The sequence below is a fragment of the Mesorhizobium sp. M0571 genome (assembly GCF_040320985.1).
Classification (GTDB): domain Bacteria; phylum Pseudomonadota; class Alphaproteobacteria; order Rhizobiales; family Rhizobiaceae; genus Mesorhizobium.
Window position 1 is genome coordinate 58,646 of record NZ_JAMYQT010000019.1, and the last position, 21,659, is coordinate 80,304.

Here is a 21,659-nt window from a genome sequence, read left to right on the forward strand (position 1 = left end):
GCGGCTTTTTGTTGTGCCGCGGGTTCTTGTCGCAAAGCCGCGGAAGACTTTTGCGGAACTTGGCTATGGGCCGGCGCGAATGAAGTTCTCGCGCCTTCGCCTCCTCGGCTTCAAATCCTTCGTCGAACCCGGCGAGTTCGTCATCGAACGCGGCCTGACCGGCATCGTTGGGCCGAACGGCTGCGGCAAGTCGAACCTGGTCGAGGCGCTGCGCTGGGTTATGGGCGAAAGCTCCTACAAGAACATGCGTGCGTCCGGTATGGACGACGTGATCTTTTCCGGTTCGGGAACGCGTGCGGCCCGCAACACCGCCGAAGTCACGCTGTTCCTCGACAATAGCGACCGCACCGCGCCGTCCGCTTTCAATGACGCCGATGAATTGCAGGTCTCGCGCCGCATCGAGCGCGAGGCCGGCTCGCTCTACCGCATCAACGGCAAAGAAGCCCGCGCCAAGGACGTGCAGCTGCTGTTCGCAGATCAGTCGACCGGTGCCCGCTCGCCCTCTATGGTCGGCCAGGGCCGCATCGGCGAGCTGATCCAGGCAAAGCCGCAGGCGCGCCGCGCGCTGCTGGAAGAGGCGGCTGGGATTTCCGGCCTGCATACGCGCCGCCACGAAGCCGAGCTGCGGCTGAAGGCGGCCGAACAGAACCTCGAACGGCTGGACGACGTCGTCGGCGAACTGGAAAGCCAGATCGAAAGCCTGAAACGCCAGGCCCGCCAGGCCTCGCGCTTCAAGAACCTGTCGGCCGATATCCGCAAGGCCGAAGCGACGCTGCTGCATCTGCGCTGGACGCTGGCCAAGACGCAGGAAGGCGAAGCGCGTTCGGCGCTGGCGATTGCCACCGCGCTGGTCGGCGACCGTGCCGCCGCCCAGATGGCTGCCGCCAGGGAACAAGGCATCAACGCCCACCGGCTGCCGGACCTGCGCGATGCGGAAGCCGCCGCCGCCGCCGCCTTCCAGCGTCTGTCGATCGCCAAGGCGCAGATCGAGGAAGAGGCAGGCCGCATCCGCGCCCGCCAGGCTGAGCTCGACCGCCGACTGCAACAGCTCGACGGCGACCTTGCCCGCGAGGAGCGCATGGTCCGCGACAATGCGGATATCCTCGAACGCCTCGCTGCCGAAGAAGCCGCGCTCAACGCCGAAAACGCCGGCGCTGCCGAGCGCGAGGCCAGCACCCGCGCGGCTTTCGAGCAGGCGGCATCGACGCTTGCCGTGAGCGAGGCCAGGCTCGCCGCGCTGACCGCCGAACGGGCGGAGGCTGCCGCCTCGCGCAACCAGATCGAACGGACGCTGCGCGACACCGCTGAGCGCCGCGACCGCTTTGCCCGCCAGCTTGCCGATGTCGACCGCGAACTGTCCGAGATCGTCTCCAGGGTCGCCGGCCTGCCCGATCCCGCCGAGAAGCGGCTTCTGGTCGAACAGGCGCTGGCGCTGCTCGAAGAGGCCGAGGCAGCCGCGATTGCCGCCGAACAGGCTGTCGCCGAGGCACGCGCGGGCGAAAGTGCGGCCCGCCCACCAGTTCAGGACGCAAAGGCCGAGCTGGCTCGGATCGAAACCGAGGCCCGCACGCTTGCCAAGATCCTGAACGCTGCGAGCGGCGACTTGTTTCCCTCGGTGCTGGAGCAGATCAGCGTCGAGCGTGGCTACGAGACGGCGCTGGGTGCCGCGCTTGGCGAAGATCTCGACGTGCCGCTCGACCGCAGCGCGCCGGTGCATTGGGGCCAGAGCGAAATCCAGCCCGGCGACGCCGCTTTGCCCGAAGGCATAAAGAGCCTCGCCAGCGTGGTGCGCGCGCCGGCGCAGCTGGCCCGCCGGCTGGCCCAGATCGGCATTGTCGAAGCCGCCGACGGAAGAAGGCTGCAGACGCTGCTTGCTCCCGGCCAACGATTGGTCAGCCGCGAAGGTGCGCTCTGGCGCTGGGATGGTTTCACCGCCAGCGCCGATGCGCCGACCGCCGCCGCGCAGCGGCTGGCGCAGAAAAACCGGCTGGCCGAACTCGACGCCGAAGCAGTCCATGCCACGCGCATCCTGCGCGAAGCCGAACAGGCTCTTGCCCAGGCCGAGCAGGCGCTTGCCCACGCGAGCGAGGCCGAACGCAACGCCCGACAGGCCGGGCGCGACGCCCAGCACGGGCTGGACGCTGCCCGCAATGTGCTGGCCGAGGCCGAAAAGGCCGGCGGCGAGCTGTCGAGCCGCCGTGCAGCACTTGACGAGGCGCGCGCCCGTATCGTCGACAGCCATGAGGAAACGGCGGCGGCGTTGGTCGACGCGGAAATGCTGCTGCAAGACGCTCCCGATCTCGGCGATCTGCAATTGCAGCTTGAGCAGTCGGCCGCTAACGTTGCCCGCGACCGCGCCGCCCTTGCCGATGCGCGCGCCGTCCATGAAGGCCTGAAGCGAGAGGCCGAGGCACGTGCGCGCCGCCTCGATGCCATCGGAGCGGAACGGCGCAACTGGGTGGAGCGCGCCGAAAACGCGTCGACACAGATCGCAGCGCTCGGCGAACGCAAGGCCGAGGCCGAGGCCGAGCGCGAAAGGCTGGCCGACGCACCCGACGAGATCGACGCCAAGCGGCGCGCCTTGCTGTCGCAGCTCGCCGAGGCCGAAAGCTTGCGCAAGGCGGCGGGCGACCGTTTGCAGGAAGCCGAGAACCGGCAGTCCGTGCTGGACAAGGCTGCGACATCAGCCATCCAGTCGCTGGCCGAGGCGCGGGAATCCCGCGTTCGCGCCGAAGAGCGGCTGACCGCCGCCGACGAGCGGCGGCTGGAGGTCGAGGCGCGCATCCAGGAAACGCTGAACACGCCGCCGCACCTGGTGATCCGCCACACCGGCCTCGAGGCCGACAGCCCGATGCCCGAAATGGCCGAGATCGAGCGTCAGCTCGACCGGCTGAAGATCGAGCGCGAACGGCTCGGCGCCGTCAATCTGCGCGCCGAGGAAGAGCAGAAGGAACTGTCGGATCGGCTGGAGACCATCGTTTCCGAGCGCGACGATATCATCGAGGCGATCCGCAAGCTGCGGCAGGCGATCCACAGCCTGAACCGTGAAGGCCGCGAGCGGCTGCTCGCCGCCTTCGAGGTGGTCAACGGCCATTTTCAACGGCTGTTTTCGCATTTGTTCGGCGGCGGCACCGCCGAGCTGCAACTGATCGAGTCCGACGATCCGCTCGAAGCAGGGCTCGAGATCCTGGCGCGTCCGCCCGGCAAGAAGCCGCAGACGATGACGCTGCTGTCCGGCGGTGAGCAGGCGTTGACGGCGATGTCGCTGATTTTCGCCGTGTTCCTGACCAACCCGGCGCCGATCTGCGTGCTTGACGAAGTCGACGCGCCGCTCGACGACCATAATGTCGAACGTTTCTGCAATTTGATGGACGAAATGGCCGCAACCACCGAAACGCGCTTCGTCATCATCACACACAACCCGATCACCATGGCGCGCATGGACCGGCTGTTCGGGGTGACCATGGCCGAGCAAGGCGTCAGCCAACTGGTCTCGGTCGACTTGCAGGCTGCTGAGGCCATGCGCGAGGCAAGCTGACGCTTCAGCTTAGTGGTGGTCTCCACCTCGGCTTTCGACTATAGCACGACGAAATGGGCTGGATCTGCCTCTCCAGACACCGGCCGGCTATGCGCGTGGAGAAGCCTGTTGCCTATACTTGTCACCGGAGCCGCGGGGTTCATCGGCAGTCACGTTTGCCACCATCTGCTGGACCGGGGAGAAGCGGTCGTCGGCGTCGACAACATGAACGACTATTACGACCTGGCGCTCAAAAAGGGGCGGCTTGCCCGTCTTCTGCCTCACAAGGATTTCTCGTTTCACCAGATCGACATTGCCGAACAGGGCGCGCTTGCGGCCGCTTTGGCCGGGCAAGGCATAGTCAGGATCATCCATCTCGCCGCGCAGGCGGGCGTGCGTCACTCACTCAACAATCCGCGGCTCTATATCCGCTCCAACGTCATGGGCCACCTCGAAGTGCTCGAATTCTGTCGCGCCGAACCGGCATTCGAGCATCTGGTCTATGCCTCGTCGAGTTCCGTCTACGGCGGCAACCGCAGCGTGCCGTTCAGCGAAGCCGATCAGGTCGACAAGCCCGTTTCGCTTTACGCCGCCACCAAGAAAACCGATGAACTGATGAGCCACACCTACGCCCATCTGTTCGGCATACCGCAGACCGGCTTGCGGTTTTTCACGGTCTACGGTCCTTGGGGCCGCCCCGATATGGCCTATTGGATGTTCACCCAGGCGATGCTCGAGGGCAAGCCGATCCGGGTCTTCAACAATGGCGAAATGTGGCGCGATTTCACCTACATAGACGATGTCGTGAAGGCAGTTGTCGCCGTGCTCGACAAGCCGCCGGCGGCTGACGTTCCGCCGAACAGGCTTTACAATGTCGGCAACAACCGGCCGGTGCGGCTGGGCGACTTCATCGACATTCTGGAAAGGCTGCTCGAGGTCAAGGCAATCCGGCAAAACGAGCCGATGCAGGCGAGCGACGTCGAGCAGACCTTTGCCGACATGACCGCGCTGGAGCGGGATTTCGGCTTCAGGCCGAGCGTTTCGATAGAGGACGGGCTGAAGAAGTTTGTCGATTGGTACCGACCGTACTCGAAGCAGTAATTTGCACTGCTTGCGGTGACGTCTCTATCTCGACGTGAACCGATGTCACTGGCTTCGGCCCAATCCGCAACTGATCCGGCGCGAAGCTATAAAGAACGTCGCCCATAGCGATCGTGCGACCGCAGCTCACCATCAAGCGTGACACCTAGAGTGGGGCACAAGTCGGTCCGCAAAAGCATCATATCGTCCTAACTTCCTGTTAACCACATGCTCGCTGAAAAATATCCGATTAACCTTTGAGGCGTTTATGAACGCTATGTTCCGTGGCTTGCTGTTCAGTATGAGCTGTGTGGATGTGTGGATTCGGGGGCTATTTCGGTTCGGTCCGGGATGCGGAAGCTTTGCTTGCGCGCATGACGTCCGCGATCGCCCATCGCGGACCGGATGAGCAAGGGAAATTCGTAGCGCGCGAGGCTGGGCTTGCGCATGCGCGGTTGTCGGTGATTGGGATTGGTGATGGCCAGCAGCCGATGTCCGACGAGACCGGCGATTTGACGATTGCGTTCAACGGCGAGATTTTCAACTACGTCGAACTGCGCCAAGGGCTGCTGGCCAAGGGCCGACGCTTCCGCACGTCGAGCGACACAGAGGTTCTCCTGCACCTGTATGACGAGATGGGCGAAGACTGCCTGTCGCTCCTGAACGGTGATTTCGCCTTCGCGATTTGGGATAATCGGCGTCGGCGGATGGTGCTTGCAAGAGACCGGATGGGTGTTCGGCCGCTGTTCTACACCAGCAAGGACGGGGTGCTCTATTTTGCGTCGGAGATAAAAGCCCTGCTGAAGGTACCCGGCGTCTCGGCCGAAATCGATCCGATCGCACTCGACCAGATCTTTACACTGTGGGCGCCGATCGCTCCACGCACGGCTTTCCGCAATATCCACGAGCTGGAGCCGGCAAGCGTGATGATCGCCACGCAAGGGCAAGTCACGGTCAAACCATACTGGCATCTGGACTATCCGCATCGGGATGCGCCATCGAAGATCACCAATGAGGATGACGCAGCCGAAGAACTGCAGGCCCTTTTGACCGACGCGGTGAGGCTTCGCATGCGCGCCGACGTGCCGGTCGGTTCTTACCTTTCGGGCGGGCTCGATTCATCTCTCGTTTCGGCACTCGCGGCCGGCATGACTCCTCTTAAGCTGCAGACATTTTCCGTGACGTTCGACAGCGCCGAGCATGACGAAAGCGCCTTCCAGACCGAAATGGCGTCGGCACTTGGCACGCAGCATCGAACCATCGCCTGCCGTGCCGGCGATATCGCCGGTGTGTTTCCCGAAGTCATCCGTTTTACCGAGCGGCCGATCATCCGCACCGCCCCGGCCCCCCTCTATCAATTGTCCGGCCTCGTTCGCCAGGCCGGTTTGAAAGTGGTGCTGACAGGCGAAGGCGCCGACGAGGTCTTTGCCGGCTATGATGTCTTCAAGGAAGCGCGGGTTCGCCGTTTCTGCGGGCGACAGCCGGCATCGCGCATCAGGCCACAGCTGTTCCGCAAGCTTTATCCCTATCTGCCGGGTCTGCAACAGCAGTCCGTGGAGTACCTGGCTGCGTTCTTCGGCACCGGTAACGCTGCCCTGGACGATCCGCTGTTCTCGCATCGGCCGCGCTTCAAGACCACCTCAGCGGCGAAGATGTTCTTTTCGGGTGACCTGCGTGCGACGTTGAAGGGCTATGACGCAGCCGAGGAACTGGCCAGCCGGTTGCCTGAGGCATTTTCCCGGTGGCACCCGCTGCATCAGGCACAATATCTCGAGTCCCGCTTTCTCCTGCCGGGCTACATCCTCTCTAGCCAGGGCGATCGGATGGCCATGGCGCACGGTATTGAAGGGCGTTTCCCCTTCCTCGATCATCGTTTGGTGGAGTTCGCCGGAAGACTTCCGCCGGAAATGAAGCTGAAGGGATTGGTGGAAAAACACATACTGCGCAAAGTTGCCAAGCACCTGCTTCCGACGGCCATCCGGGAGCGCACCAAACAGCCTTACCGGGCTCCGGAAGCCCGCTCCTTTGTTGGAGCCGGAGAACTGGACTACGTACGCCACTCGCTCAGCGAAGCGAGCATCGCCGCCGGCGGACTATTCAACGCCAAGGCGGTGGCGAACCTTCACGAGAAATGCCGCTTGCAGCCAGCGTCCGGATTCCGCGACAATGCGGCCTTCGTCGGCATTTTGTCGACGCAACTGTGGCAGAAGATTTTCACCGGCCAAAAGGTCGGTGCAGCACGAGCGGCCTGAGAAATCGAGGGAAGAAAACATCATGGTAACAATCAAGGACAAGGTCAAAACCTTTATCGTCGACAACTTCCTGTTCGGCGACACGTCCTACGAGCTTGCAGACACGGCATCACTGATCGAGAACGACATCATCGACTCGACGGCCGTGCTGGAACTCGTGGCTTTCATAGAGGACAATTTCGGCATAGCGATGGTCGATACCGACATCGTACCGGCCAATCTGGATTCGATTGACCGTATCTCCGCCTTCATCAAGGCGAAAGCAGAAGCGCTGGCAGCGTAGGCGCCATCGGCGAGGAGCGTCCGTGCGGATCGAACATCTTCTGGCTGCGAAGGCCGCTGCCCATCCAGCCAAAACGGCATTGGTCACCGAGCACAAAAGGCTGTGCTACGAAGAGCTAGACGATCTTTCGAGCCGCCTGGCCGCGGCCCTTTTCATGAATGGCGTCAGGCGCGACGACCGGGTCCTGATCTTCATGGACAATTGCTGGGAGGCTGCGGTTTCGATTTTCGCAGTTCTTAAAGCAGGCGCGACTTTCAGTCCGATCAACGCATCCACCAAGGCCGAAAAGCTGGCCTACATCATCGCCGATTGCGACGCAGCTGCGATCCTCACGCAAGCAAAACTGATGCCCGTGGTCGCCGAGGCGTGCGGATCGTCCGGCAAGACCGGCATCTTCGTGGCTTCCACCGTTGGTGCCGATAACCAATGCCCGGCAGGGGCCACATCCCTGGCGGATTGCTTGACGCTCCAAGCCAGGGAGATTGACCACCGCGGCATTGACGTCGATCTTGCGATGTTGATCTACACCTCGGGTTCGACCGGCCGGCCCAAGGGCGTGATGATGACGCACCGCAATTGCGATGCGGCGGCGGGCTCCATCGCCACCTATCTGCGCAACTCGCCAGACGACATCATCTTGAATGTTCTGCCCCTCGCTTTCGACTACGGTCTCTATCAGTTGCTGATGGCTGTCAGGCTCGGCGCCACGCTCGTGCTCGAGAAGTCCTTCGCTTTTCCCCAGGCGGTCTTTGAACGTATCCGCCAGGAAGGCGTCACCGGGCTTCCGCTCGTGCCCACGATGGCAGCGATGATCCTGCAGATGCGTGACCTGGCGCCGGGCTTCCTGCCCAGCCTTCGCTATATTTCCAACACGGCGGCTGCTTTGCCGCCGGCTCACATAGAACGCCTGCAGTTCCTTTTTCCCGGTGTCAGGCTCTATTCGATGTATGGCCTGACGGAATGCAAGCGCTGCACCTATCTGCCGCCCGAGGAGCTCGACCGTCGGCCGGGGTCGGTCGGAATAGCCATTCCAAACACCGAAGCCTTTGTCGTCGACGACCACGGGCAACGAGTGCCGCCGGGCGTAGCAGGTGAGTTGGTCATTCGCGGGCCGCACGTCATGCAGGGTTATTGGCGAAACGAAGCTGCGACGGAACAAGCCCTGCGACCAGGCCCGAACCCTTGGGAGAAGGTTCTCTACACCGGCGATCTGTTCAGGACCGATGAGGACGGCTTTCTTTATTTCGTCGGACGCAAGGACGACATCATAAAGTCGCGGGGAGAGAAGGTGGCGCCCAAGGAAGTGGAAGCCGTGCTTCACGCTCATCCGGGCATCGCGGAAGCAGTGGTTGTCGGTGTGCCGGATCCTGTGCTCGGGCATGCGATCGGCGCACTCATCGTACGGTCCGACCCGGCGCTTAGCGAAAAGGATGTCGTTCGTCACTGTGCACGTCACCTTGAGGACTTCATGATCCCCAAGGTCATCGAGTTCCGCCGCGAACTGCCGAAGACGGATACCGGCAAGGTCAGCCGTCGGCTTGCGGCAGAAACCATGGAGGCCGCGCAATGAATGTTCGCCCAACCGAGGACGCGCGGATCTTTCTGGCGCAGGCTCTGGCGATCGATTTGGCCGCCGAAACGGACCGTATCGTAACGGCCTTGCGCGAGCAGTTGCGCGGGCTTCGCAAGCGGGGCCTTGTGCTCGGTCTTTCGGGCGGGATCGATTCGAGCGTGTCGGTCGCGTTGGCCGCACGAGCCGTCGGCCCCCGGAATGTGCTTTGCCTGTTCATGCCGGAAAGCGATTCCGATCCCGAAAGTCTGCGGCTCGGCCGCCTCGTCGCCGACACTTTCGGTGTCGAGGCTATTACGGAAGATATCGGGGCGGCCTTGCGCGCAATGGGCTGCTACAAGCGTCGGGACGCCTTCATCCGCGAATTGGTCCCGGAATACGGGGAAGGCTGGGCCTCGAAGATCGTGATCGCGAACGCGCTCGAGGGCCAAGGCTATAATATCTCGTCGCTGGTGGTGCAGGATCCTGAAGGCAAGCAGACGAAACTGAGAATGCCGTTGCCTGTCTATCTCGGCGTCGTCGCCGCTACCAATATGAAGCAGCGCACCCGCAAGCAGATCGAATACTACCATGCCGATCGTCTGAACTTCGCCGTTCTTGGAACACCGAACCGGCTGGAATATGATCAGGGTTTCTTCGTGAAGAACGGTGACGGCGCCGCGGACGTCAAGCCGATCGCCCACCTCTATAAAACACAGGTTTATGCGCTGGCGGCCCATCTCGGTGTTCCGGAAGAAATCCGGAACCGGCCGCCGACCACCGATACCTACTCGCTGGCGCAGACGCAGGAGGAGTTCTACTTCTCGCTTCCTTATGACCGCATGGACCTTTGCCTTTGCGGTCTCAACAACGGCGTGGCGGCAGAAGCGGTGGGGCAGGCAGCGGGATTGGCCGCCTCCCAAGTGGAACGCGTCTGGGCCGATATCGTCGCCAAGCGCAAGGCGACGCGTTATCTGCACATGCGTCCGCAACTCGTCGAGGAAGTCGAAGAACTCGGTACCTGACCTGCTTCGAGACCGGCCACGTCCCAAAGCGCCTTAGGTGAAGCGGCTACCGATCAGCCGGCTCCACTGCTCGCCCGCAAGCCCGTTCAGGAAAACTTGCGAGTTCTTCATGGCGTCCAGAACCTCTGGATCACGTGAATGCACCACCGTGGAGGCAACGGTCAGGAAAGCGACGCGTCGTCCAAGCATCGCTTCCAGAAGTGCAGGTTGAATACGTCCGCGCAGGCCGCTGACGCCGCGCGCGGCGGCATGATCGATCAGGCAGTCTATCACGGAGCCCGCCTGGCCGGGGAGGGCGAGGATCTGCAGCACGCGACCGATTTTATACTTCCGTGCGTAATAGGCGAAAGCGCCGACATTGGTGCCGACTGGCGAAGTCACGCAAACGTAGACAAGCTCGCCCAGGTCCGGCTTCTGTGCCGCGTCGGTCAGGATGTGGTCGAGTTGGCCTTCCGTCCAGTCCGGCCGCAGGGCGAATTGAGTGGCAAACGGTTCGATGAGCTTGGCAAATGCGTGGCTGTCGACTTCGGAGGTCCGAAAGGCTCCGTGGCCTGCCCCGTCCACCGCCACGCCCGACCAGCGTCGTTCGCTGGACGTCATTCGCCTGCAATAAAATCGGTCGACGGCACGCGCCAGCGGATTGAGCACTCTGGCAAGCGCCATGCGATTGGCGGAAAGGCTGAGCATGAAGGCCGCCGGGCGCAATACGCGTACCCAGTCAAGGCTGTATTGCGGCAGGACCACGCCGCGCAGCCGGGTCCACAATTTCACGGAAATATCATTGGCGGTCTCGCTGAAGGAGATGTCCTGCGGACCGTCCAGGTAGGCTTTCAGCAAGCGTGCGCCGGCCATCGGGTCGCGCTCACGGTCCTCGACCATCAGCGAGCTACAGACAGCAGCGCGTAATTGTCGGCCGTTGAACGTCATCGGCAATACGTGAACGCCGACGAACCCGGAGACATGACCGGCATCGTTGACATGGACAAGCGACCGGAGATCGCCTCCGCAAGCGGGCGCGTCCAGATAGAACCGTCTCATGTATTCGACGAGAGAGGCCGGCGCTTCGGTCCGTTGTCTCAGCAGCACGCGTTGGAACATGTTCGCGACTGCCGGAAGGTCGGCGCCCTCCAAGGCGCGAATGAGGCTCAAGCCCGGCTCCCGGCACCGAAATCCAGCCCGCCGAGTTTCCGGGCGATGGCGACGCGAGGCGTCCCATCGGCCGTCGCGGCGAACGTCGGGTGTTCGTAGGATTTCGTTCTCGACAAAAGGGCAGCTACCTGGCGATCCTGGCCTTCCCCGAACTCGAACAACAGCCATCCGCCCGTCTTGAGGAAGGCTGCGGCCTCGCGGACCAGCCTTTGAAGGATCGAAATGCCATAAGGGCCTCCATCGAAAGCCTCGCGGGGTTCATTCTCCAGCAGGTGCACGCTTTCGCCCTCGACGCGGGATGACGAAATGTAGGGCGGATTGCACACGATCATGTCGACGGCATCTTCTAGATCGTCGCCCCCGAGCGCGGCAAACAGGTCGCCTTGCCGAATCGTAATCCTGTCTTGCAAGGCGAGACGTGCAACGTTGCGGCGGGCAAGCGCAACCGTGCTGTCGGTCAAGTCCGCTGCCCATGCCCGAACCCGCGGACAAGCGTTCGCGATCCCGATTGCCAGATTGCCACTACCGCAGCACATGTCGATCAGGATCGCTTCGCCTGCTCGTTCGCGAAGCATGGCTTCGGCCTCTCGGCCAAGCAGTTCCGTTTCCTCTCTCGGCACGAGTACATCGGGCGTGAGCTCCAGTTCGACCCCCATGAAGCGGTGCAACCTCGGCCAGTTGCGATCGCTCGGGTGACCGAGCGGAGAGGTGAAATGCTGCTGCAAGGTGGACCCTTTGCTGAACCGACGAAAACGGGCGTCATAGCTGCTAGCAGATTCAGGTAAACCGATATTAAAGTCCTTGCCTTGAATGATAGCGAACCGGGGTTTGTCGGCGCGGCTCAGCGGACATGGATTTGATCACGCATTCCACGCCGTCATTGCGGCTGCCCAAAGTTTCGCGTGGCGGCTCTTGACTAGGGGCGACGGCGTAATACGGTAAGGACAAATACCGGCTCTGGTCGCCGGACGGCAAGAATGCCTCGTATGCCTCGCCCTTTGCGGCGGCGGCTGCGGGGCATTGTCATTTGGGGCTTTGTTTGAAACCGCATATCGAGATCGGCATTCTCTACTCGCGGTCCGGCAACTACCGGCTGCTGTCCGAATCCTGCCGTGCGGGCGCGATAAACGCCATTGCCGACGTCAACACCGATCCCGCGATCCCGTTCGAATTCGTCCCGGTCGAGCGCGACCCGCAGGGCAACATCGATCGGTATGCAACCGGCTGCGCGGACATTCTCGCCAACAGCGGCGCGCGCCACATCATTGGCTGCATCACCTCGTGGAGCCGCAAGGAGGTCATTCCGATCCTGGAAAGGGCAGGCGGCACGCTCTGGTACGCCTGCCCCTACGAGGGCTTTGAAGCCAACGAGCATGTCGTCTACACGCACGCCTGCCCCAATCAGCATCTCGTCCCGCTGCTTGCCTATGTCGTGCCTCGTTTCGGCGCCGACGGCTTCCTGCTCGGTTCAAACTACATCTGGGGCTGGGAGACCAACCGCGTGGCGCGCGACCTGATTGCGGACGCCGGCGGCAAGGTGCTGGGGGAACGCTATCTGCCGCTCGGCGAGGTCGATGTTGCGAGGCTGATCGCAGAGATCCAAGCGACGAGACCTGATTTCGTTCTGAACAATCTCATCGGCTCTTCTTCCTATGCCTTCATCGCCGCTTATGCCGAGCTTGGCCGGCGCGATCCGCATTTCAGGCCGGAGCGTTGCCCGATCCTGTCCTGCAATCTCACGGAATGCGAATTGCCGGCGCTCAACGGGGCCGGCGATGGCCATCTTTCCGTTGGGCCCTATTTTCACGACATCTCGGTAGCGGATCGCGGAGCGGCTTTGGTGTCTTCCGTTATGCCTGCCTCATCCTTCGAGGCGGCTGCCTATGCCTCGGTGCGCACGCTCGCCGAGATACTCACCCGCAACTCCGATGCACAGTGGATGGACCTTCCCAAGGTCTTTGCCGGAACATCATTTCGAACGCCGCTGGGCGACATCGCTATCGATCCGCAAACCCAGCACGCTACCTTGCCGGTGCAGATCGGACGTATCGAAGGGACATCGTTCAAGACGGTCACGCTGACGAAGGGCGTGGCACCCGATCCCTACCTTTCCCGCTATGACCGGACGGAGACGTTCGGGCAGCCGCGCCTGCGGGTGGTGTCGTGAGCAAGATGCCGCGCATCCCGAATCTCGGAGGCGCCAAGGCTTTTGTCCTGCATCGTCCACATCCGATCGTGCAGGCGATCACGCGGCAATTGTCGGCCATCGGCCTTGAGACGATTGGCTTTTGGCCGGAACTGCCGGCCGAAGCTTTGGCGGCAGACTTCGTTTTCTTCGACGTCGATCTCGGCTTTGACGAGCAATTCCCTTGGAAGCCGGGCGAGGCACCGATGCCACTGATAGCGCTGATCGGCTCCGAGGCGCCGGGCCGCGTTGAATGGGCACTGTCGCACAAAGCTGATGCCCAGCTGCTGAAGCCGGTCGGCAATGCCGGCGTCTATAGCGCGCTTTTGATCGCAAGGCAGAGTTTCGAGGCGCGCAAGCTTCTGGCCAGCGAGATCGCCTCGCTTCGTCAGCGGGTCGCCGAGCGCCAGACCATCGTGCGCGCGGTGGAGGTCTTATCGAAGGGCGCCGAGGACGGTCGCGCCTATGCGCAGCTCCGCTCACTGGCGATGAGCTGGCAAATCAGCGTCGAGGAAGCCGCACGCCGGATCGTGGCAAGGACGCAAGAAGAAGGCGACGATGACCAATCCGATCGCGCCTGAGCTTTCCGCCACCCGGCGCATGCCGGCCAAGCCGCACGCTGGCCTCTGGCGACGTCTGCTAAAACGGCCTCTGGCGTTGCTCGGCCTGGTGATCATTGCCCTCGTCGTGGTCGGCGCCGTCCTTGCACCGTGGCTGACAGGCTACGATCCCAACGAGCAGATGTTCGACGGGCTCACCCTTGAAGGCGCGCCAATGCCGCCGGGCGCCCAATTCTGGCTGGGCACCGATCTGCTTGGCCGCGACCTCCTGACCCGTCTTCTCTTCGGCGCGCGCACCTCGCTGATCATCGGCATCGTCGCCAATGGCGTGGCGCTTCTGATTGGCACGCTGATCGGCATCACCGCCGGCTATTTCCGCGGCTGGATCGGCAGTGCGCTTATGCGCTTCACCGATTTGATGATGGCCTTCCCGGCGCTGCTGCTTGCCATCTGCCTGGCGGCAGTGCTCCAGCCGAGCCTGTGGATCGTCGCCATGGTGATCGCACTGGTGAACTGGGTACAGACCGCCCGGGTCATCTACACCGAGACAAGCTCGCTCTCCGAGCGCGAGTTCATCGACGCCGAGCGTACCATCGGGGCAAGCGCCCCACGCATCCTGTTTCGCCATATCCTGCCGCACCTGGTGCCGACGATCATCGTCTGGGGCACGCTCGGCATCTCGACCACGGTGCTTCTGGAAGCGACGCTCAGCTATCTCGGCATCGGCGTGCAGCCGCCGACCGCATCCTGGGGCAACATCATTTTCGAAAACCAGACGTACTTCCAGGCAGCGCCCTGGCTGGTCTTCTTTCCGGGTACGGCGATCCTGGCGCTGGCGCTGGCCTTCAACCTCGTCGGTGATGCGCTGCGCGACATCCTCGATCCGACGCAAAGGGGCCGGGCATGATCGCCTATCTCGGCCGCCGCGTTGTCCAGTCCGTGCTCATCTTGCTCGGCGTCTCTCTGATCACCTTTGCACTGCTCTATCTGCTGCCCGCCGATCCCGTCCGCCAGATCGCCGGCCGCAGCGCCACGCCCGAGACGGTCGAGAACATCCGCCGGCAGCTCGGCCTCGACCAGCCCTTTGTCGTCCAGTACTGGCACTACCTGACCAGGCTGCTCAGCGGTGATCTCGGGCGCTCCTACATCCAGCGTTCCGAGGTGACTGAGCTCATCATTTCACGGCTGCCGGCAAGCCTGCTACTGATGGTCGGTGCTATCGCTTGCGAGGTCGTGATCGGCCTGACGATGGGCCTCATCGCGGCCGTCAAGCGTGGCACCGCCACCGACCAGTCGCTGATGGTCGCCTCCTTCGTCGGCGTTTCGGCGCCGCAATTCGTCGTCGGTTTGCTGCTGCTTTATGTGTTCGCGGTGCGGCTCAGCTGGTTCCCGATCGGCGGCTACGGCACCTGGCGGCATCTGGTGCTGCCGTCACTGACCATGGGAATTCTCGGCGCCGGCTGGTACGCACGCATGATGCGCTCGTCGATGATCGACGTGCTGCGCCAGGATTACGTGCGCACCGCGCGTGCCAAGGGCCTTGCGCGCAGCGCCATCATCTTTCGCCACGCGCTGCCCAACGCCATCCTCCCGGTCATCGCCATGATCGGCATCGACATCGGCATCTTCATGGGCGGCATCGTGGTCGTCGAAAGCGTGTTCGGCTGGCCAGGTATCGGCCAGCTTGCCTGGCAGGCCATCCAGCGCATCGACATTCCGATCATCATGGGGGTCACCCTGGTTTCGGCCTTCGCCATCGTGCTCGGCAATCTCCTGGCCGACACCGTCGCACCGTTCATCGATCCACGCATCAAGCTCAGATGAAAACCAAGAAAACCAGAGAAAGGGAACATGACATGAGAAACTATTTGATATCGACCGTGACGGCATCGGCGCTTGCGCTGGTGCTGCTTGGCATGACAAGCGTGCGCGCCGAAGATGCCGTCGATCCGAATGCCAAGCAGGGCGGCGCGATCACCATCACCTACAAGGACGACGTCGCCACGCTCGATCCAGCCATCGGCTATGACTGGCAGAACTGGTCGATGATCAAGAGCCTGTTCGACGGGCTGATGGACTACGAGCCGGGCACCACCAACCTGCGGCCCGACCTCGCCGAGAGCTACGAGATTGCGCCCGACGGCAAGACCTTCACCTTCAAGCTGCGCCACGGAGTGAAGTTCCACAATGGCCGCGAGATGACGGCCGACGACGTGAAATATTCGCTCGACCGGGTCACCAATCCAAAGACCCAGAGCCCCGGCGCCGGCTTCTTCGGCTCGATCAAGGGCTATGACGATATCGCCGCCGGCAAGGCGGAAAGCCTGGCGGGCATCACCGTCGTCGATCCCTACACGATCAAGTTTGAACTGACCCGGCCCGACGCTACCTTCCTGCATGTCATGGCCATCAACTTCTCGCATGTCGTGCCGAAGGAGGAGGTCGAGAAATACGGCGCGGATTTTGGCAAGCATCCGGTCGGCACCGGCGCCTTCAAGCTCGCCGAATGGACGCTTGGCCAGCGTGTGGTCTTCGAGCGCAACCCGGATTACTGGCACAAGGGCCTGCCGCATCTCGACAAGATCACCTTCGAGATCGGCCAGGAGCCGATCGTGGCGCTGCTGCGCCTGCAAAAGGGCGAGATCGACGTTCCCGGCGACGGCATTCCGCCGGCCAAATTCCAGGAGGTGATGGCCGATCCCGAGCAGAAGGCCCGCGTCGTCGAGGGCGGCCAGCTGCACACCGGCTACATCACCATGAACACCACCATGGCGCCCTTCGACAATGTGAAGGTACGGCAAGCGGTCAACATGGCGATTAACAAGGAGCGCATCGTCCAGCTGATCAACAACCGCGCGGTGCCCGCGAACCAGCCGCTGCCACCGTCGATGCCCGGCTATGACAAGACGTTCAAGGGCTATCCCTATGACGTGGCACAGGCCAAGGCGCTGCTTGCCGAGGCCGGCCACCCCGACGGCTTCGACACGCAGCTGTTTGCCATGAATACCGACCCCAACCCGCGCATTGCCCAGGCGATCCAGCAGGATCTGGCGGCGGTCGGCATCAAGGCCAGCATCCAGGCGCTGGCCCAGGCCAACGTCATCGCCGCCGGCGGCGACAAAGCCGGTGCGCCGATGATCTGGTCCGGCGGCATGGCCTGGATCGCCGACTTCCCCGATCCGTCCAACTTCTACGGACCGATCCTCGGCTGCGCCGGTGCCGTTCCCGGCGGCTGGAATTGGTCGTGGTATTGCAACAAGGATCTCGACAGCAAGGCGGCGGAGGCCGACTCGGTCGTCGACCCGGCCAAGGCCGGCGAACGCGCCAAGATGTGGAGTGCGATCTACGGCAAGATCATGGACGACGCGCCCTGGGCGCCGGTGTTCAACGAGCAGCGTTTCACCATGAAATCCACCCGCATGGGCGGCGCTGACAACCTCTATGTCGACCCGGTCCATATCCCGATCAACTACGACAATGTGTATGTGACCGATGTGCAATAACTGCGACTACACCATCCACGGGCGCCACCATCATTTCGGCTGGGATAATTCCTTTGTCCCGGCCGAACGGGTGGCGCCCGGGTCGACGATCGAGTTCGAGTGCCTCGATTCGTCGGGCGGCCAGCTGACGATGGAGAGCACTGTCGACGACGTTGCTCTGCTCGACTTCGCCAAGGTGAATCCGGTTACTGGGCCGATCTATGTCGACGGGGCGGAGCCGGGCGATGCCCTGAAGATCACCATCGAGGCGTTCAAGCCGTCCGGCTTCGGCTGGACCGCGAACATCCCGGGGTTCGGTCTGTTGACGGATGACTTCACTCAGCCGGCGCTGAACCTCTGGAAGTACGACGCCGTCTCGCTCCAACCGGCGCTGTTCGGCAAGAGCGGCCGGGTGCCGCTCAAGCCCTTCGCCGGCACCATCGGCAACGCCCCGGCTGAGCCGGGCCTGCATTCGGTGATCCCGCCGCGCCGCATGGGCGGCAATCTGGACATTCGCGATCTCGCTGCCGGCACGGTTCTCTACCTTCCCGTGGAGGTTCCGGGAGCGTTGTTCTCGGTCGGCGACACACACGCCGCGCAGGGCGACGGCGAGGTCTGCGGCACGGCGATCGAGAGCCCGATGAACGCCGTGCTGACACTCGATCTGGTCAAGGATGCCCGGCTGCGAACCCCTCGTTTCACGACGCCGGGTCCGGTGTCGCGGCATCTCGACGCCAAGGGCTACGAGGTGACAACCGGCATCGGGCCGGATCTGATGGACGGCGCCAAGAGCGCCGTCTCCCAGATGGTCGACCTGCTCTCCGGCCGCTACGGCATGGATCCGGTAGACGCCTATATGCTCGTGTCGGTTTGCGGCGACCTGCGCATCAGTGAGATCGTCGACATGCCCAATTGGGTGGTTTCCTTCTACTTTCCCCGCTGCGTTTTCGAATGAAGGTGGCGGAGGACACCAAACCACCCGGGCAGACCGCCGCGGAGAGTGGCTCTGTCAGGCCGGTTCTCAGCGTCTCAGGTCTGACCGTCGCCGTGCGTGGCGATGAGGGCGATCGCGACGTCGTTTCCGGCCTGACATTCGGCCTGATGCGCGGCGAGACGCTTTGCATTGCTGGCGAGTCCGGTTCCGGCAAGTCGATGACGGCGCTGGCCATCATGGGCTTGCTGCCGCAGCCGGCGGCACGCATCAGATCAGGCTCCATCCAACTCGGCGATCAGGATCTCGCGGCGCTCAGTGAGAGCCGCATGCGCCGCATCCGAGGCGACCGCATTGCCATGATCTTTCAGGAGCCGATGACGTCGCTCAATCCGGTTCTTTCCGTCGGACGGCAGCTCACAGAAGCGATCGAGGCCCACACCTCGCTGTCGCGCTCCAACTCGCGGCTGAGGGCGCTCGAGGCGCTGAAGGCAGTGCGAATTCCGGATGCGGAACGGCGGCTCGAGCAATATCCGCACGAGCTCTCAGGCGGCATGCGGCAGCGCGTGATGATTGCCATGGCTTTGGCCCTGAACCCGGACGTGCTGATCGCCGATGAACCGACCACCGCTCTCGACGTCACGGTTCAGGGCGAGGTGCTGGAGCTGCTGCGGGACCTGCAGCGCGAGCACGGCACCAGCGTTATCCTAATTACGCACGACATGGGCGTCGTCGCCGAGATGGCGGACCGTGTCATTATCATGCGCGATGGCCGGATGGTCGAGCAGGGCAGAGCGGCCGACATTTTCACCCGCCCGCAAGCTGACTATACGCGCGAGCTTCTGGCGGCGGTGCCGCGCATCGGCGGCGAACGGACGGCCGAAGACCGACAAGATGCCGCTAAAATGCCGGCCGAGCTTGTAGATGTCAGCGATCTTCACGTCCGCTTCGACCTGCGCGGCGGCTTCTTCGGCCGCGTCGACCGCAGAGTGCACGCGGTCGAAGGCGTCAGCTTCTCGATCGCGCCACACGAAACCCTGTCGCTGGTCGGCGAATCCGGCTGCGGCAAGTCGACGACGGCCAAGGCGATCGCCGGGCTGGTACCCTACACCGGCAGCATTTCAATCGGCGGTCAGGACCTGTCGACGCTCAGTCGCAAGGAGCGCAAGGCTGTACGCCGCAATGTGCAGATGATCTTCCAGGATCCCTTCGCGTCCCTAGACCCACGCATGCGAGTGGGCGATCTCGTGGCCGAGCCTCTGCTGATCCACGGTATCGGCGACAAGGAGCAACGGCACGCCCAGATTGCCGCCCTGTTCGAACGTGTCGGCCTCTCCGCTGACCAGATGGAGCGCTATCCTCACGAATTCTCCGGCGGCCAGCGCCAGCGAATCTGCATTGCACGGGCGCTGGCGCTGCGACCAAAGCTGATCATTGCCGACGAAAGCGTCTCTGCTCTCGATGTGTCGGTGCAGGCGCGCGTGTTAAGATTGCTGAAGGAGCTGCAGCGCGAATTCGGCGTCGCATATCTCTTCATCTCACACGATATGGCAGTGGTGGAGAACATCTCCGATCGCGTGGCGGTGATGTATCTGGGGCAGATCGTCGAGATGGGCACCCGCGACCAGATCTTCTCCAATCCGAGGCATCCTTACACAAAGCGGCTGATCGAAGCCGTTCCGGTTCCCGATCGAGGCCAGCGCCGCGCCCGGTTCGCGCGTCTGGACAGCGAAATTCCAAGCGCTATCCGGCGTGTCGGCGAGGAGCCCTCGAAACTCAAGCTTGAAGACGTTGGCAACGGCCACCTCGTCGCCACCTGATCGAGCTTAGGCTGCGTTGTCCAGCCAATCCCGCGGAGGCTCGGGGACAGCAGCATGTGTGATGCTCGGGCGGTAGGATGTGATCGGCGATGGCGCCGCCGCGGCAGCGCCGTTCGGCAGCGATCAGTTCGGAAGATCGCCAGTTTACATCTAACATGTTAGTGTGCTAGCACTACGCGCACATTGATTTAAACGGAGATCGCGTTGGCTTCCCGCTTTGGTCTTTCGGTTGCTCTCACCACACCCTTCGACGCGTCGGGACAGATAGCTCTCCCGCCGATGATCGCGCACGCCCGGGCCTGCCTTGGCGCCGGCTGCAGCAGCGCGACGTTGTTCGGCACCACCGGGGAAGGCGCCTCGGTGGGCACGGACGAGCGGCGGGTCGTCACCGAAGCCATGCTGGCGGCCGGTATTCCGGCACATCAGCTCGTGGCCGGAGTGCTGGTCGATGCGGCCGAAGACGCCGCCGATCAGGCTCGGTACGCTTTGCAGCACGGCGTTCGCAACATTCTGCTCGCTCCGCCGAGCTACTTCAAGAATGTCGGCGAGGAAGGGCTGTTCGGATGGTTTTCCGCCGTCTTCGCCGCACTCGGTCCGCTGGCTCGTGACGTCCTCCTCTATAACATCCCTTCTGTCACCATGGTGCCGCTCCCGCTTGGGCTGATCGGCCGGCTGCGCGCCGCCTTTCCCGCTGCGGTGGCCGGGGTGAAGGATTCCGGCGGGGATTGGAGCTACAGTGAGGCGCTGCTTGAAGCGCACGGCGATCTGGTGATCCTGATCGGCGACGAACGGCATCTGGCGAGAAGCGTGCGCCACGGTGGACAGGGTGCGATTTCCGGCATGGCTAATTTTGTTACCGGCGAAATCCGTGCAATGGTCGAAGACGGCCGCGACGATCCCCGCGTCGAGGACTTCGTGCTTGAATTGCTCAAATATCCGGTCACGCCGGCGGTGAAGGTCATGGTGGCGCGCAAGACCGGCGACGAGCGCTGGCTGGCGGTCCGCCCGCCCCTGGAGGCGATCGGCCCGCAAGGACAGCGACAGCTTGCTGCTGCCTACGACAGGCTGTTTGCGACAGAGCCGGCCTGATCGACAAAGCCAGTTGACTGACAAAGGAAGCGAGCTGAATTGGAAGACGGCAGCGAACCGATCACTCTCCGGGAGAAAGCCTATGCCAGCTTCACGCGGCATTTGCTGGCCCGCGATCTGCGGCCGGGGCAGTTCGTGTCTCAGCGCGAACTGGTCGCTTTCACCGGGCTGCCGCTGGGCGCCATTCGCGAGATCGTCCCGCGTCTCGAGGCCGAGGGACTGCTGACCACCATCCCGCAGCGCGGCATGCAGATCGCGCATATCGACATCAATCTGATCCGCGAGGCTTTTCAGTTTCGGCTATTCATGGAACGCGAGGCAGTGGCGCTATTTACGGTCAGCGCTTCAGATGCCGAACTTGCCCGCATGCGGCGCGAACATGAGGAGATGCTGGCTCAAGCCCTGCTGCAAGCGCCGACATCGGAAATGGAAGCCAAGGCCCAGAACGTCGACTGGGCCATGCACGACACCTTCATCAATGCGCTGGGCAACGAGATTATCGCCAAGGCCTATCTGGTCAACTCGGTGAAAATCCGGCTGATCCACCAGGAGCGTTTCCGCATCGACGGTCGTGTGGTGCCGGTGATGCGCGAACATTTGGCAGTTATCGAAGCCATGGAGAGCCGCAAGCCGCAAAAAGCGGTTGAAGCGATCAGTGTGCATATCGACAATGCACGCCGGCTGGCGCTCCAGATCTGAGGAAGTGAAGGCCGCGCCGCGGTCGCGATGCAACGCAC

General features: G+C 62.9%; 17 protein-coding genes. 15 read left to right on the plus strand and 2 right to left on the minus strand.

Annotation, left to right across the window (positions count from 1 at the left end; genetic code table 11):
- The first annotated feature begins 79 nt into the window (after positions 1–79).
- From smc to nadE, 6 genes are all read left to right on the plus strand, one after another.
- Entirely contained in the window at positions 80–3,538 is a 3,459-nt protein-coding gene (smc, locus tag NKI85_RS22085; protein ID WP_352526997.1) for a chromosome segregation protein SMC, read from the plus strand.
- A gap of 108 nt (positions 3,539–3,646) precedes the next feature.
- Positions 3,647–4,618, plus strand: coding sequence for an NAD-dependent epimerase/dehydratase family protein (locus NKI85_RS22090; RefSeq protein ID WP_352526998.1), 972 nt, complete (start codon positions 3,647–3,649; stop codon positions 4,616–4,618).
- Between the two features lie 293 nt (positions 4,619–4,911).
- On the plus strand, positions 4,912–6,849 hold the full coding sequence (gene asnB, locus NKI85_RS22095) for an asparagine synthase (glutamine-hydrolyzing) (protein WP_352526999.1): 1,938 nt from the start codon (positions 4,912–4,914) through the stop codon (positions 6,847–6,849).
- A 19-nt stretch (positions 6,850–6,868) separates the two neighbouring features.
- On the plus strand, positions 6,869–7,132 hold the full coding sequence (locus NKI85_RS22100; protein WP_352527067.1) for an acyl carrier protein: 264 nt from the start codon (positions 6,869–6,871) through the stop codon (positions 7,130–7,132).
- Between the two features lie 22 nt (positions 7,133–7,154).
- Positions 7,155–8,702, plus strand: a complete 1,548-nt coding sequence (locus NKI85_RS22105) for a class I adenylate-forming enzyme family protein (protein WP_352527000.1) — start codon at positions 7,155–7,157, stop codon at positions 8,700–8,702.
- Positions 8,699–9,706 (plus strand): NAD(+) synthase, encoded by a 1,008-nt coding sequence (nadE, locus tag NKI85_RS22110; protein WP_352527001.1) that lies wholly within the window; start codon positions 8,699–8,701, stop codon positions 9,704–9,706. Before NKI85_RS22105 ends, nadE begins: the two co-directional genes overlap by 4 nt.
- A gap of 33 nt (positions 9,707–9,739) precedes the next feature.
- On the opposite strand, the gene NKI85_RS22115 is transcribed toward nadE, so the two are convergent.
- Both NKI85_RS22115 and NKI85_RS22120 read right to left on the minus strand, forming a co-directional pair.
- Positions 9,740–10,855 carry a hypothetical protein gene (locus NKI85_RS22115; RefSeq protein WP_352527002.1) on the minus strand — a complete coding sequence of 372 codons (1,116 nt, stop codon included), beginning with the start codon at positions 10,853–10,855 and terminating at the stop codon, positions 9,740–9,742.
- Positions 10,852–11,511 (minus strand): N5-glutamine methyltransferase family protein, encoded by a 660-nt coding sequence (locus tag NKI85_RS22120; protein ID WP_352527068.1) that lies wholly within the window; start codon positions 11,509–11,511, stop codon positions 10,852–10,854. The genes NKI85_RS22115 and NKI85_RS22120 overlap by 4 nt, the downstream gene beginning before the upstream one ends.
- Positions 11,512–11,894: 383 nt before the next feature.
- Here NKI85_RS22120 and NKI85_RS22125 point away from each other — a divergent pair, with 383 nt between their 5' ends.
- The 9 genes from NKI85_RS22125 to NKI85_RS22165 all read left to right on the plus strand — a co-directional run bounded on the left by NKI85_RS22125 (position 11,895) and on the right by NKI85_RS22165 (position 21,621).
- Positions 11,895–13,022 (plus strand): transporter substrate-binding protein, encoded by a 1,128-nt coding sequence (locus tag NKI85_RS22125; protein WP_352527003.1) that lies wholly within the window; start codon positions 11,895–11,897, stop codon positions 13,020–13,022.
- Complete coding sequence (locus tag NKI85_RS22130; RefSeq protein WP_352527004.1) at positions 13,019–13,621, plus strand: ANTAR domain-containing response regulator; 603 nt, start codon at positions 13,019–13,021, stop codon at positions 13,619–13,621. Before NKI85_RS22125 ends, NKI85_RS22130 begins: the two co-directional genes overlap by 4 nt.
- Positions 13,622–13,640: 19 nt before the next feature.
- Positions 13,641–14,507 carry an ABC transporter permease gene (locus NKI85_RS22135; protein WP_352527069.1) on the plus strand — a complete coding sequence of 289 codons (867 nt, stop codon included), beginning with the start codon at positions 13,641–13,643 and terminating at the stop codon, positions 14,505–14,507.
- Positions 14,504–15,424 carry an ABC transporter permease gene (locus tag NKI85_RS22140; RefSeq protein ID WP_352527005.1) on the plus strand — a complete coding sequence of 307 codons (921 nt, stop codon included), beginning with the start codon at positions 14,504–14,506 and terminating at the stop codon, positions 15,422–15,424. Before NKI85_RS22135 ends, NKI85_RS22140 begins: the two co-directional genes overlap by 4 nt.
- 32 nt (positions 15,425–15,456) lie before the next feature.
- Positions 15,457–17,103: an ABC transporter substrate-binding protein gene (locus tag NKI85_RS22145; protein WP_352527006.1), complete on the plus strand. Its 1,647-nt coding sequence runs from the start codon at positions 15,457–15,459 to the stop codon at positions 17,101–17,103.
- The gene (locus NKI85_RS22150; RefSeq protein ID WP_352527007.1) at positions 17,093–18,037 is read left to right on the plus strand and encodes an acetamidase/formamidase family protein; all 945 of its coding nucleotides are present in this window, start codon (positions 17,093–17,095) and stop codon (positions 18,035–18,037) included. Before NKI85_RS22145 ends, NKI85_RS22150 begins: the two co-directional genes overlap by 11 nt.
- Positions 18,034–19,833, plus strand: coding sequence for an ABC transporter ATP-binding protein (locus NKI85_RS22155; protein WP_352527008.1), 1,800 nt, complete (start codon positions 18,034–18,036; stop codon positions 19,831–19,833). Before NKI85_RS22150 ends, NKI85_RS22155 begins: the two co-directional genes overlap by 4 nt.
- Before the next feature lie 204 nt (positions 19,834–20,037).
- A complete protein-coding gene (locus tag NKI85_RS22160) occupies positions 20,038–20,922 on the plus strand; it encodes a dihydrodipicolinate synthase family protein (RefSeq protein WP_352777899.1) in 885 nt (294 codons plus the stop codon).
- A gap of 39 nt (positions 20,923–20,961) precedes the next feature.
- Positions 20,962–21,621, plus strand: a complete 660-nt coding sequence (locus NKI85_RS22165; protein ID WP_352527010.1) for a GntR family transcriptional regulator — start codon at positions 20,962–20,964, stop codon at positions 21,619–21,621.
- The last annotated feature ends 38 nt before the right edge of the window (positions 21,622–21,659 follow it).